At 39.4% G+C, this 13,631-nt stretch carries 7 protein-coding genes; 5 read left to right on the top strand and 2 right to left on the bottom strand.

All coding sequences use genetic code 11. The annotated features are described in order from the left end of the window. Window positions 1-5 precede the first annotated feature (5 nt). A complete protein-coding gene (locus tag ACFSQP_RS05880; RefSeq protein WP_376892484.1) occupies window positions 6-1,148 on the top strand; it encodes a cystathionine gamma-synthase in 1,143 nt (380 codons plus the stop codon). A gap of 60 nt (window positions 1,149-1,208) precedes the next feature. Here ACFSQP_RS05880 and ACFSQP_RS05875 read toward each other — a convergent pair whose 3' ends face one another. Further along, a complete protein-coding gene (locus ACFSQP_RS05875) occupies window positions 1,209-2,009 on the bottom strand; it encodes a THC0290_0291 family protein (RefSeq protein WP_376892483.1) in 801 nt (266 codons plus the stop codon). Window positions 2,010-2,236: 227 nt separating this feature from the next. Between ACFSQP_RS05875 and gdhA the strand changes: the two genes are divergently transcribed. The 4 genes from gdhA to ACFSQP_RS05855 all read left to right on the top strand — a co-directional run bounded on the left by gdhA (window position 2,237) and on the right by ACFSQP_RS05855 (window position 9,185). After that, a complete protein-coding gene (gdhA, locus tag ACFSQP_RS05870; RefSeq protein ID WP_376892482.1) occupies window positions 2,237-3,580 on the top strand; it encodes an NADP-specific glutamate dehydrogenase in 1,344 nt (447 codons plus the stop codon). A gap of 122 nt (window positions 3,581-3,702) precedes the next feature. Continuing rightward, entirely contained in the window at window positions 3,703-6,051 is a 2,349-nt protein-coding gene (porZ, locus tag ACFSQP_RS05865) for a type IX secretion system anionic LPS delivery protein PorZ (RefSeq protein WP_376892481.1), read from the top strand. Next, a complete protein-coding gene (gene recO, locus ACFSQP_RS05860) occupies window positions 6,051-6,767 on the top strand; it encodes a DNA repair protein RecO (protein WP_376892480.1) in 717 nt (238 codons plus the stop codon). The genes porZ and recO overlap by 1 nt, the downstream gene beginning before the upstream one ends. Window positions 6,768-6,785: 18 nt before the next feature. Then, window positions 6,786-9,185 carry a TonB-dependent receptor plug domain-containing protein gene (locus ACFSQP_RS05855; protein ID WP_376892479.1) on the top strand — a complete coding sequence of 800 codons (2,400 nt, stop codon included), beginning with the start codon at window positions 6,786-6,788 and terminating at the stop codon, window positions 9,183-9,185. A 1-nt stretch (window position 9,186) separates the two neighbouring features. On the opposite strand, the gene ACFSQP_RS05850 is transcribed toward ACFSQP_RS05855, so the two are convergent. Further along, window positions 9,187-13,521, bottom strand: coding sequence for a lamin tail domain-containing protein (locus ACFSQP_RS05850; protein WP_376892478.1), 4,335 nt, complete (start codon window positions 13,519-13,521; stop codon window positions 9,187-9,189). Window positions 13,522-13,631: the final 110 nt, after the last annotated feature.

The raw sequence follows: 13,631 nt of genomic DNA, 5'->3' as shown, positions 1-13,631 counted from the left end.
ATGGCATGAAATTTAATACCAAAACTATTCATGGTGGCCAAAAGTTAGATCCAGCTTACGGTGCCGTCATGACGCCTATTTACCAAACAACTACTTATGCACAACAGGCGCCGGGAAACCATAAGGGATACGCATACTCCAGAAGTGGTAACCCTACCCGGCATGCTTTAGAAAATGCGCTAGCCAGTATAGAAAATGGTCAGTATGGTTTGGCCTTTGCGTCGGGTTTAGCAGCCATAGATGCTGTATGTAAACTTCTAAATCCGGGCGATGAAGTTATTTGCACCAACAACGTGTATGGTGGTTCTTACCGGTTGTTTACCACCACCTATAAAAAATTTGGTATTACCTGCCATTTTGTTAATATGGAAACGCCTGCCAATATAACGTCCTATATTAATTCTAATACTAAATTGCTTTGGGTAGAAACACCAACAAACCCCATGATGAATATTATTGATATTGAGGCATGTGCCTACCTGGCAGAAAAACATGGGTTACTGTTGGCAGTAGATAATACCTTTGCCACACCTTATTTACAACAGCCATTAAATTTGGGAGCCCATATTGTTATGCACTCGGCTACAAAATATTTAGGAGGTCATAGCGATGTGGTTTTGGGTGCTTTGGTGGTAAACAATCAAGATTTGGCAAACCAGTTATACCATATTCAAAACGCTAGCGGAGCTGTTTGTGGGCCTCAAGATAGCTTTTTGGTATTACGCGGATTAAAAACGCTGCACGTAAGAATGCAACGCCACTGCGAAAATGGTAAAGCCATCGCTTCTTTTTTAAAGGGGCATCCTAACATTGAAAATGTATATTGGCCCGGATTCCCTTCACACCCGAACCATGATATTGCTAAAAAGCAGATGAGCGATTTTGGAGGCATGATTTCCTTTACAACAAAAGCTACAAATTATCAGGATACGCTTAAAATTATTCAGCGTTGTAAACTGTTTACCTTGGCAGAATCTTTAGGAGGTGTAGAATCTTTAGTGGGCCATCCTGCTAGCATGACTCATGCCAGTGTTCCAAAAGAAACACGAGAAGCACTAGGGATTTCAGATAATTTAATTCGGTTAAGTGTTGGTATTGAGGATGTATCCGACTTAATAGCAGATTTAGAACACGCCTTGTTGTTTTAAATCCTATAAAAAACACATGTTTAGCCATTAAACGCATGGTGTATTTTACCTAAAACTTTTTTAATCTAGGTAGTAAATGTAACCCACATTTAACCAAAGTAAATAATCGTTGTTTTTATTGGAAGGTAATTGATGATTTAAACCATCTATCCAGTCGCTAAAATAGGTTTGCAAGCGCATATCTAGCATTAAATCCGATAGGGCAGTTAATTTATATCGCACCCCAACACTGGTAACCAACGACCACGTGTTGCCCGAATCCGGATTAATGGAGCCTGGTTCCCAAGGCGACCAAAAATTATCAGGGTTTAAAATATTATTATCGGCCACGCCTGTATTTGGATTTACGTAAGTTGTAGCTGCTTTTGGCCTATATGTTGTATAATGCGCGCCTAAACTAATAAATGGTGCTAAGCGGTAATCAAATCCTTGAAAATCGCGTATACTTAACGGAAAGTATTCCAATTGCATCCCAATATCAAAATTATTTGCCTCGCCCGTATGTGCACGCAGTTTGTTGGCTTCTTCATTATTCCTATCCACCCACTTACCAAAGTGGTTTAATTTGGTTTTATTGAAAGAAATTTCGCTTCGTAATTTAAAATGGTCATTAAAATAAGTGTAGCGCGAATAGCACTGGCAATCTGCCCGATAGGCAAAATTAATATAGTGTATGAGGCCTATTCCATATCCAGAGTTTCCAAAGTTGGTACCTTGGTCGTTTCTAACGCCAAAATCAGATCTAAACTGTACAGGTCCAACAATAAGGCCAACTTCGTTTGAAAATCCCCATTGTGAAAACCCCGAATGTATACAGCTAACTAGGCATAATAATACCGTTAATTGTTTCAATTTTAGCATAGTGTCGTGTGGCGTAAGTAAGCAAACAAGCAACAAATATAAAAAATAGGCGCTACTAGCCAAATTAAATTACAAAAAGGTACGCAACAAAAAGCATGTCTAGAAAGGTCATAAAAAGAACACTTTTTTAAACCGCGATATGTTATGAAAATCTAAATAATAACAGGTTTTTTTTATATTAAATGTATATTTGTGTTAATAATATAAATTATTCTAAAAAAAAATCAATGAAAACTGAAGTAGATGCATTTTTGAAATTTGTAAAAAGAAAAGATAGCAATGAACCTGAATTTTTACAAGCTGTTCAAGAAGTAGCCGAAACGGTTATTCCATTTATAGAAACTAATCCGAAGTATAAAGGCAAAAAACTACTGGAGCGCATGGTGGAGCCCGAGCGTAGTATTATTTTTCGGGTACCTTGGATAGACGATTCTGGCCATACACAAGTAAATAGGGGCTTTCGTGTGGAATTCAATTCTGCCATTGGTCCTTATAAAGGTGGGTTGCGTTTTCATCCGTCGGTAAATTTAAGTATTCTGAAGTTTTTGGGTTTTGAGCAGGTATTTAAAAACTCGTTAACAACCTTGCCAATGGGCGGCGGAAAAGGTGGATCGGATTTTGATCCTAAAGGAAAAAGCGACAATGAGGTTATGCGATTTTGCCAATCTTTTATGACCGAGTTATTCAGACATATAGGACCAAATACCGATGTACCTGCTGGCGATATTGGTGTTGGTGCTCGGGAGGTAGGTTATATGTTTGGACAATATAAGCGTTTAAAAAACGAATTTACTGGTGTGTTAACAGGCAAAGGAATGGCTTTTGGAGGCTCGTTAATTCGGCCCGAAGCAACGGGCTACGGTTGTGTGTATTTTGCGCAAAACATGTTGGCAGTGCATGGTGCGTCTATAAAAGATAAAACAGTGGTTATATCGGGTTCCGGAAATGTGGCGCAATACGCCTGCCAAAAAGTTACCGAATTAGGGGGTAAAGTGCTTACCATGTCGGATTCCTCCGGATATATTTTGGATGAAGCAGGAATTGATGCGGAAAAGCTGGCGCATATTATGCACATAAAAAATGACAAAAGAGGCCGCATAGACGCTTATGTAAAGGCATATCCTTCTGCTAAATTTTATTCTGGCAAACGCCCATGGTCCGTAGCTTGCCAAGTTGCCATGCCCTGTGCTACTCAAAATGAATTAAACCAAGCAGATGCACATAATTTAATTTCCAATAAGGTTATGGTAGTGGCTGAAGGGGCTAATATGCCTGCTACACCAGAAGCTATTGCGGCATTTCAAGAAGCCAAAGTATTGTTTGCTCCAGGAAAAGCCTCCAATGCTGGCGGTGTTGCTACTTCTGGTTTAGAAATGAGTCAAAATGCGTTGCGTTACAACTGGACACGCGAACAGGTGGATACAAAGCTCCAGGAAATTATGGAGGCCATACACAGCTCCTGCGTTACCTACGGCAAAGAGGACGACGGCCATATAAACTACGTAAAAGGTGCTAATATAGCTGGCTTTGTTAAGGTTGCCGATGCTATGTTGGCGCAAGGTGTTGTTTAATACAGCGGTTTAAAATATGCAACAAGCTGCCCGAACAGCAGAAGGCTTTTTTTATTGAAATGCATATGAAATTAACATGAAACTCGTTAGTATTAAATATATTTGAATTCTAAACAGAAATCATGTTACAACGCCTTGTTATTACTCTATTTTTTTTGATGCCTTTTGTGCACAGCGCACAAAATTTTTCGGCTTTATGGCAAGGGCATTATTCCTATTTAAACATTACGGATATTGCTGAAGGTAATGGGAAACTTTACGCTGCGGCCGAAAACGCCATTTTTGTTTACGACTTACAAACAGCCGAAATACAAACTATTTCTACCGTAAACGGACTTTCAGGCGAAATTATTTCGCAAATCTATTACAGTGCGTTTTACGATAAGTTACTTGTGGGTTATAACTCGGGCTTACTGGAAATTGTATCAGATTTAGGGAACGAGGTTTTAACGGTTGTCGATATTCTAAATAAAACAACTATCCCGCCAACCAACAAGCGTATTAATCATTTTAATGAATACAACGGATTGCTGTATATTGCTACCGATTACGGTATTTCAGTTTACGATTTGGCCCGATTAGAATTTGGCGACACCTATTTTATTGGAAACGGCGGTGCTCAAGTTATTGTTTCAGAAACAACTATTTATAACGATTATATTTACGCGGCATGCCAAAATGCAAATGGTTTAAAGCGGGCCTTGGTAGCCAACACCAATTTAATAGACTTTAATCAGTGGAGTTTGGTTGGGGCTGGCGATTTTTCCGCGGTAACTGCCTTTAACAACCAGTTGTTTGTGTTGCGAAACGATCAGTTTCTGTTAAATGAAATAAACGGAAACCTCAACCCGATAAGGCAGTTTAATTCTTTGCCTGTGGATATGCGTGTCGTTAATAATTACCTCATAATTACACAGGCTAATGTTAGCTATGTGTACAACGAAAATTTTAGTATAGTAGCAACAGTACCTGTTTCTTCAGAATTTAATAGCAACTACTCGGCAGCCTTGGTTTCGGGGCCACATGTATATTTAGGAACCAATAAGTTTGGTATTTTAAAAACTACCTTGGAGGAGCCTGTTATGTTTCAAGAAATTCATCCAGATGGCCCACTTCTAAACAATTCGTTTGCTGTAGGTGCAAGCGCCAATAATTTATGGTTAACCTATGGTGAGTATAACTTAACATACAACCCTGGGCCACTACAATCGCGCGGAATTAGTCATTTTGTAAATGGCGAAAATTGGGTAAATATTCCAGCAGACAGTGTATTGGGGGCTCGCGATTTAAACAAAATTGCTGTAAACCCGTTTAATCCCCAACAGGTTTTTATTAGTTCCTTTAACGATGGTTTGTTGGAAGTAAATAGAAATGTGCCAACGGTTTTGTATAACGAGTCTAACAGCGGCCTAGAATCTTTAATTCTGCCTGGAGCGCCAAACTTTAAAAGCATTCGTCAAAATGCTTCTACATTCGACAAGGATGGTATTTTGTGGACCATGACAGCTCGGGTGGGAAAACCTTTAAAATCATACAATCCCAGCACGGGCCAGTGGCAAGGCTATGATTTTCTAGATTTAATTCAACGCGGTTTAGACGAATGGGGTTACGATGAAATAGACATCGATAACAACGGCACAAAATGGATAGCAGGTTATAAATTTGGCTTAATTGCTTACAACGAAGCCAATACAGGTAGGAAAATTGCTAATATTTCAACCGATGAACAAAACGTCCCATCTCCTTTTATAACCGCTTTAGCAGTAGATAAAAACGACCAAGTTTGGTTTGGTACCACTAACGGATTGCGTGTGTTGTATAATACAGCTAATTTTTTTACCGATAGAAATGTGCGTGCAGAGTCTGTAATCATTCTCGATGACGGTACGCCAAGCGAATTGTTGTTTCAACAGTTCGTGTCAGATATAGAGGTAGATGGTTCCAATAACAAATGGATAAGTACTATTGGAACAGGACTTTATTATTTTTCTGCCAACGGGCAAGAAACCATTTATCATTTCACTGAAGATAACTCGCCTTTGCCTTCCAATATTGTTATTGATGTGGCTATCGATCCAGCCTCTGGTCGTATTTATATTGCAACAGATCGCGGATTGGTTTCTTTTGGATCTGGTAGCTCGGAAACTAAAGAAAGTTTAGAAAATGCTTACGTATATCCCAACCCTGTTAGGCCTGGCTTTAACATTCTGGAGGAAAAAGTAAAAATTAAAGATATCTCGGAAAACGTTAATATTAAAATAACCGATATAGAAGGCAATCTGGTAGCAGAAGCCCAGTCGGGTATTAACTCCCGGTTTAAAGGTTATAATTTGGAAATTGATGGGGGTGTTGCCTATTGGAATGGTAACAATTTAGCTAACAATTTAGTGCAAACAGGTGTTTATTTGGTTATGCTGTCAGATCTGGATACCTTTGAAACTAAGGTTATAAAAGTAATGGTTGTACGCTAATGCCCACAAGAACAAAAGCTATCGTTCTGTCCAAAATTAAGTACCGGGATAACGACTTAATTATTAGTTGTTATACCCAGCAACGCGGTTTAACAAGTTATTTAATTCGGGGTGCCTACAAAAGTAAACGCTCCGGTACTATTGCCTATTATCAATTACTCTCGCAGCTAGATATTGTAGAAAACTACAAGCCCAATCAGTCACTCCACTATATAAAAGAAGTGAAATCGGCTTTTGTTTATAGCTCTTTACACACCAATGTTTTAAAAAGCAGTATTGTATTATTCCTGTCCGAAGTGCTTACCAATGTCCTAAAAGAGGAAGAACAAAACACCTTGCTTTATGATTATTTAGAAACGGCTCTGCAGTGGTTGGATTCGGAAACAAATTATGCCAATTTCCATTTGTTATTTCTTTTAAAGCTTACCAAGCATTTAGGCTTTTATCCGCAAGAAAGCTATCAGGATACCGATGTGTTTAATATGGAATCTGGCTTCTTTGAAAATAAAGGTCAGCATATTTACGCCATTTCGGCCGCTAATAATAAGCTCTTAAAACAGCTGTTGGGCATGAATTTTGATGCCTTACACATTATAAAATTGCAGGCGCACCAACGGCAATCTTTTTTACAAATGCTTATGCAGTATTTTGAATTGCATTTGGGGTATTTTAGAAAACCAAAATCACTGCAAATATTTAACCAAGTTTTTAACTAAATAGCAACACCTCTTTTTATGAAAGCTAAATGCATTTGGATTCTGTGTTTGCTTTGTACCGCAGGTGTTTGGGCGCAACAAATCGTGGTTGTAGCGGCCGAAAGTTTACAACCCATCCCTGGGGTTGTTATTTCTAATAAGGAAAAAAAAGTACTTACCAATATAAACGGTCAAGCGGATTTAGATGTTTTTTCAGACAAAGATACCTTACAGTTTACAGCCCCAAATTATCGTGTTTTAAAACTTATAAAAAAGCGAATAAATGGGCATACGGTGTCTTTAACACGTTTTGTTGGTTTGGACGAAGTGGTTATTTCGGCTTCAAAATTTAAACAAGAAAAGCGCGATGTTCCTCAAAAAATTATCAATATTTCAGCAAAAGAGGTTGGTTTTACAAACCCGCAAACTAGTGCCGATTTACTAGCGGAAACAGGTAATGTATTTATTCAGAAAAGTCAGTTGGGCGGCGGAAGCCCAATGATACGAGGCTTTTCAACAAACAGACTTTTAATGACCGTGGATGGTGTGCGTATGAATAACGCCATTTTTAGAGGCGGTAACTTACAAAATAGCCTATCGGTAAACCCCTTAAGTCTTCAAAATACCGAAATTACACTAGGCGCAGGCTCTGTAGTTTATGGTAGCGATGCCATTGGCGGTGTTATTAGTTTTTACACCAAAAAACCACAGCTATCCTACAAGGATGCGATGTATGTAAAAGCACATACCTTGGCACGATATGCTAGCGCCAGCACCGAAAAAACGGTACATGCCGATGTTAATATTGGTTTTAAAAAGTGGGCCTTTTTATCCAGTGTTAGTTTTAACGATTACGATCATGTAACTATGGGAAGCCATGGTCCAGACGCTTACTTACGTCCGGAATACGTGGAAACCGTTAATGGTGTAGATTTTATAAAATCCAATACCAATCCCAAGCGCCAAATACCTACAGGATTTAATCAGTTTTATGCCTTGCAAAAAGTCCATTTTCAGCCTAAAGAAAATTTATTGTTAGATGTAGGTTTGCATTATGCAACCACGTCTAATTATGCCCGCTACGATCGTTTAATACGTTATGAGGCTAACCAACTTCAATGGGCTCAATGGTATTATGGCCCTCAAAATTGGTTTATGGGTAATTTGCAAGCTACTAAACACAGCAAATCTCATGTGCTTTTTAACAAGGCGCAGCTTACTGTGGCTTACCAACATTTTAAAGAGAGTAGGCACCACAGGAAATTACAGTCTGAAATTAAAACCAATCGCACAGAACGCGTACAGGCCATTTCTGTAAACGCCGATTTAGAGAAGCAAGTTACTTCTAGCACAGCTATTTTTTATGGTTTAGAATATGTTTACAATCGCATACATTCCGAAGCATATCAAGAACAAATCAATTCGGGAGTGCAACAAGAATCGGTTACCAGATATCCCAATGGCGCTACTTGGCAATCGGTTGCTGCCTATGCTAGTTTAAAATATAAACCATCGGATAAATTTATCTTTCAAACAGGGTTGCGGTACAACCAAATAGCAGCAACTGCAAATTTTGAAGAAAATAATCGCTTCTTAAATTTACCATACAATAATACAGCAATAAATGCCAGCGCCTTTACAGGTACAGCAGGTATTAGTTGGATGCCTAATTCTATTGTTCAGTGGAAGTTGCACGCGTCTACAGCCTTTAGAGCGCCCAATATTGATGATGTTGGTAAGGTTTTCGATTCTGAACCGGGTAGCGTTGTTGTGCCAAATCCGAATTTAAAATCCGAATATGCTTATGGAGGCGAATTGGGTTTGGTACTAAACTTTAATGATAAAGTTGTATTGGATTTTAATACCTACTATACTTTTTTAGATGATGCACTGGTAAGGCGAGACTATATGCTAAACCAAGCTACGGAACTTATGTATAATGGGGAATTGAGTAGCATTCAGGCTGTTCAAAATGCATCCAAAGCATGGATTTATGGTTTAGAGGTTGGCTTACGGTGTCGTTTTTCAAAAAACCTTACGCTTAAGTCGCAATACAACTTAATAGGGGGAACAGAAGACGATAATGGTGTTGAGGTTCCAATAAGGCATGTGGCACCTAGCTTTGGTAACATCCATCTTGTTTGGCAAAAACAGGCCTTTACAGTAGCTAGTTTTGTAAATTTTAACGGCACATTACAAAACCATAAATTAGCTCCTTCTGAACAGGCCAAACCTTACATATATGCTACAGATAAACAAGGCAAACCGTATGCGCCGTCTTGGTATACTATAAACTTGCGTACGCAATACCAATTTAAAAATGATTTAGCTGTTTCGGTGGCATTTCAAAATATAACCGATCAGCGGTATAAAACGTATTCATCGGGCATTGCTGCACCAGGTAAGCAAGTTATTATAGCGGTAAATTATACACTTTAGTTTACTTTTTAACAGCCTTTTTTATAAGTGTTTTATTATTAGATAAAGTTACCCGTGCCAAGTATGGCGCACTGCTTAATTTAGATAAGTTATGAATTTCCGTATTGGAGTTGGCGCTGAAGCGATAAACCAAACGTCCAGAAATATCGAAAATATCTATTGTTTTCATAGTTGCCTGCACGCCAGTTACCATAAATGTTACTTGGTTTTCATCGTCCTCAATAAGGAGTAATGCGGCGCCTTCAGAAGCAGTTGTTTCTAAATTAAGTGTCCGGTCTGTAAAAACAATTTCAAACCGGTTATCTTGGGTCCCAGCAGTTGCGGTAAAATGGTACTTGGAATCCGAAATATTGTGTATCCTATTTAGTAATTTATCTTTTATATAAACAGCATGCGAATTAAAGAAATTGCCTGTCCAATCGGCAAGTTCTATAGTGTATATGGTTGAAGCACTAATGTGGGTGCTAAAGCCTAACGGAATGACTTCGTGTTCATGTAAACTTTCCGGAGCTTTTGCTTGAATACTAAACTTATCGTGTGGATTTTCGGGCGTAATTAAAGAATATAAAACGGCATGCGCATTGGTTGCCAGGTTCTTGGGTGCATCGAAGTACATGCCATCTTTCCCGTTGGTAGCGCCTGGCGTGTAAGCTACTAGTATCTGATTAAAAATACCTGTATTTGTAGTTAAATTAATCCATAGTTTATGCGTGTTGGAGTGGTTGTTTTCATTTCGGAAAAACTGACTGTTATTATCCGTTACACGCATGCTATTTTGAAATATAACAGGGGCTGTTTTTAATGTTCCAGAAACGGTTGAAACACTGGCTGCATCGGATAAACTAACAAAAAAAGCTTGCCCAGAAGGGATGTAACGGCTAGGCATAACACCATCGCCACCACTTGTTTGGCCAACACCGTTAATAACAGCGTAATCTGCTTGCGCAAAATTTAAAGCTTCGTTTCCGTTGTTGTCCGTGTCTGGGGCTGAATTTTGCGACCATAAAAAGATAGCACCCGAAGTTGCTCCCGAACCTGATGGAAGTTCTGATACATTTTCATCAATAACCGAATTGGCTAACAGAAATAAATCTGCATCAATAGCCGATGGATACGGATTGCCAATGAGGTTCCAATTATTGTCGTTTAGTTCGTCATCATTGCGGTAAAGGGGAATGTTGTAATCGCCGGTATTTAAAGCCCCGTTAAATGTGTATTCGTAATTGGTACCAGCAAAAACAAATCCTGCGGGGTCGTGCATGGCGGCATAGCCTACACCCGGGAGCATTAGGTCTGTATTACTTGTGTACTGCCAGTCGTTGGCATTGTCATCTACATCATCCTGTCCTGGTACTGTGCCGTTATTGTTATTGGTTTCGGCATAGCTATCTAAATAATTTTGAGCATTGTACCAGTAGCGTCTTGTGGGGTGCGCTTCTGCCAGGCCGTTTCCAATAGTTTCGTTGGCAACTGGTGCGCTCCAGTAGGTGTACTCGTACCAATTATTTAATGAAGCGGTGCGTTTATTTACTTGTGTTCTGGCGTTACTATTAAGTTGGTATGTGCCCGCTTGGCTACCATTGCCGCGTTGTACAAAACTTCCTTTGTCTTCAATTAAAATACCATCCAAATTACTGCCATCGCCATTAACTATAACGTTGTTTGTTACTTCTACATAATGTCCGTTGGTAATAATTAGTTCGTTTCCAGCATTTACTAGCAGTTGGCAGGCGGAAAAGCTACCGTGAAGCGATGTATTATAATCGTCATTAATAACTGCAATAGTTCCCGTATCCGGACCAGTACTATTACTCCAGTTTCCAGCATTCCAAATAGCCTTTTCTACCTCTAAAACAACTGTATTACTGGCTGTAAAACAATTATCTGTACTTTCCCTAACTTGGCAGTAATATTGGTAGCCGTCCAATAACAGCGTGTTACTAATAGTTAATAAATTGCTAGTGGCTCCGGAGTAAGTTGTGTTATTTGTAAGCGCCGTCCAGCCGCTATCGCCCGGTGCTGTGTAGTACCATTGGTACGTTAATGATTGCCCGCCTAAAAATCCTTCAGTAGCGGTTGCCTGAAAAGAGGCTGATAAGGCACAATTAGTGGTTAAGGGTGTTGGTTGTGCGGTAATGTTGGGCGGTGTTCCTAAAGAAAATTCAAACCTACCAATATCTGCGTAATCAACTGGCGAAAAACTTATCCAATCCGAAGGATTCCAGGTAGTACTTGGAGCAGTAATACCCGTATTTTTACGTCGGTATGTGTAATTTTTTGGAGCAATGGTAAAGTCGAGGCCCGAGGTAGCGCTATCGCCCCATAAGTCTATCCATGTATTAGAGCTTGTGTTGTATAAGCGTATATGGTCGTTGCTGTTAATGCCACTAATAGAGCTTACCAAATCGTAGCCATGTGCGGCATTAGGATCTGTAGCGTTAGTGCTGCCAAAGGCAATAACAAACACATCATTATGGACCATGGTACCGGATAAGGGAATGCTATATGTAAAACTAGCGCTACCATTGGCATGAATATAAACGGTGTAATCGTTTAGTGAAATGTCTGTTCCAGTACCATTAAAAAGTTCAATATAGGAATGCGACCCGGTGCCGTGGTCTGTAACTTCACTTATAAAAATATCCGAAGGGCTCGCGCCAGAGCTCCCTTCGCAACTGGAAATACGTGTATTTAAAACATTAAAAGTTGCTATACTTTGGCAGCCAAGGTTATCTGTAACCTCCAACATACCTGTTTCTGCTCCTGTTGGAATTTCTATAACTAATTGGCTGGAGGTATAGCTAATTACTGGGGCTGTAATTCCTGTAATGGTAGCGCTGGAGGAGGCTCCAAAATTAGCGCTACCAGAGGTAACAATTACCTGCGTGCCAATGGGGCCAGCGCTTGGCGATAAACTAACACCACCTGGGGGACAATTACCCGTACCTTGAACGGTAAATGTGTAAGGGTTTTCGTCTGTATCGTTGCTAGTTACTGAAATTAAAGCTGTTCGTGTTCCAGTACTTATAGGTGAAAAACGTATTTCAAATGGAACTTTATCACTCGGGTTAATGGTAACCGGTCCAGGGTTTAATGTAATTGGGAACTCGGTAGGATTTGAAGAAGAAATATCGGTTATTTCTAGGTCCGCTGTTCCTTCATTATGAATAGTATATTCTTTTGCAGCTGTTGTATCGCCCATACTTGTGGCTGCAAAAATCGTGTTGTATCCAGAATTGGCATCAGAGTTGTTTGGTATGGAGCTACCAGTGCTTCGTTCAATATCTATTTCTGGTGCTGGAACATAACCGATTCCCGTTAAATTTATGAGGCATGATAATTCGTCTGGATCATTATTATTAATGGTCACTGTACCCGTTCTGTTTCCAACTGTAGTAGGGCTAAACTGAATAGTAATGGTTTCTGAATTTCCTGGGGTAATTGTAAATGCCGTTGTGCCGGAGCTAATGGTATAATCGCCAGTTATGCTAATGGACGAAATGGTTAAATCTGCAACACCCGCATTGGCTATTGTAACGCTAGTAGTGCTGCTGGTGCTAACTGCTTGCGAATTAAAATTAATGGTATATCCACAAGCTTGATTGGTGTTTGTGTTATCCAATAATTGCAGTTCGGGGTTTGGAAGTTCGCAATTGCTGGTATGGCTTCCTAAATTGGAAACCGTATTGCTGTTATGGGTACTCCATTCTGAAGCGTTGTAGGTTGCAGACGGATTTTGAACAAAAGCATGGCGCCGTAACGTCGTATTTTCAGCATAGACATCATTATTTCCAATAACCCCTAATAAATCTATTATTGTTCCTGTTGTGGTTTGAAGTGCAAGCGCATCGTTTCCATTAAAATTTATGACGTTGCTGTTTGTGCTTAAATCGGGTGTAACGGATAAGTTATGACTATTATTTGCAATAACGTAAGTGCCGTAAGCGGTTATTGTGCCAGACAAAGCTAGGGTGGCTTGGACCGTGTTGCTTCCGTTTGTATAAATTACTAGTTGGTAAACGGACAGATCCACAGGACTATTAGTGGGGTTGTAAAGTTCCAAAAACTTGTTATTACTAGAGCCTTCTACGTATTCGGATATAAAAATTTCCGAACAATCGCTAAAAATGGGTATTCCTGAATTAGCCTTCGTTTTATTTAAAGCGCGTCCGCTATTAAATTGGTTCACAAAAACTATGTCTGATTTAGCATAGCTGGCTGCCGCAGTATGTAACTTTGGAAAATGGGCCTTAAAATGGTGGGGCGTTGCATGTGCAAAAACTAAAAAAACGCCAGCAAAAACCAAGAGAGACAAGCCGGAATGTATATTTTTCATAATGTCTTTTGTTGGAAATTAAAGACATGGGACCCTTAAATATACGTTAAAAAATTAAGAACTTGGCTTGGTATCTGTTTAAATTATTGATAAAATGTCTGTATCTTGGG

It is taken from the genome of Bizionia sediminis (assembly GCF_042684585.1).
In the GTDB taxonomy this organism is placed as follows: domain Bacteria; phylum Bacteroidota; class Bacteroidia; order Flavobacteriales; family Flavobacteriaceae; genus Algorimicrobium; species Algorimicrobium sediminis.
Note: the sequence above shows the minus strand (reverse complement) of the source record. Positions and strands in the feature narration are given on the sequence as shown.

Bases quoted from the DNA above. Each gene is read 5' to 3' on its own strand.
- ACFSQP_RS05880 (WP_376892484.1), top strand. From the start codon at position 6: ATGAAATTTAATACCAAAACTATTCATGGTGGCCAAAAGTTAGATCCA.
- ACFSQP_RS05875 (WP_376892483.1), bottom strand. From the start codon at position 2,009: ATGCTAAAATTGAAACAATTAACGGTATTATTATGCCTAGTTAGCTGT.
- gdhA (WP_376892482.1), top strand. From the start codon at position 2,237: ATGAAAACTGAAGTAGATGCATTTTTGAAATTTGTAAAAAGAAAAGAT.
- porZ (WP_376892481.1), top strand. From the start codon at position 3,703: ATGTTACAACGCCTTGTTATTACTCTATTTTTTTTGATGCCTTTTGTG.
- recO (WP_376892480.1), top strand. From the start codon at position 6,051: ATGCCCACAAGAACAAAAGCTATCGTTCTGTCCAAAATTAAGTACCGG.
- ACFSQP_RS05855 (WP_376892479.1), top strand. From the start codon at position 6,786: ATGAAAGCTAAATGCATTTGGATTCTGTGTTTGCTTTGTACCGCAGGT.
- ACFSQP_RS05850 (WP_376892478.1), bottom strand. From the start codon at position 13,521: ATGAAAAATATACATTCCGGCTTGTCTCTCTTGGTTTTTGCTGGCGTT.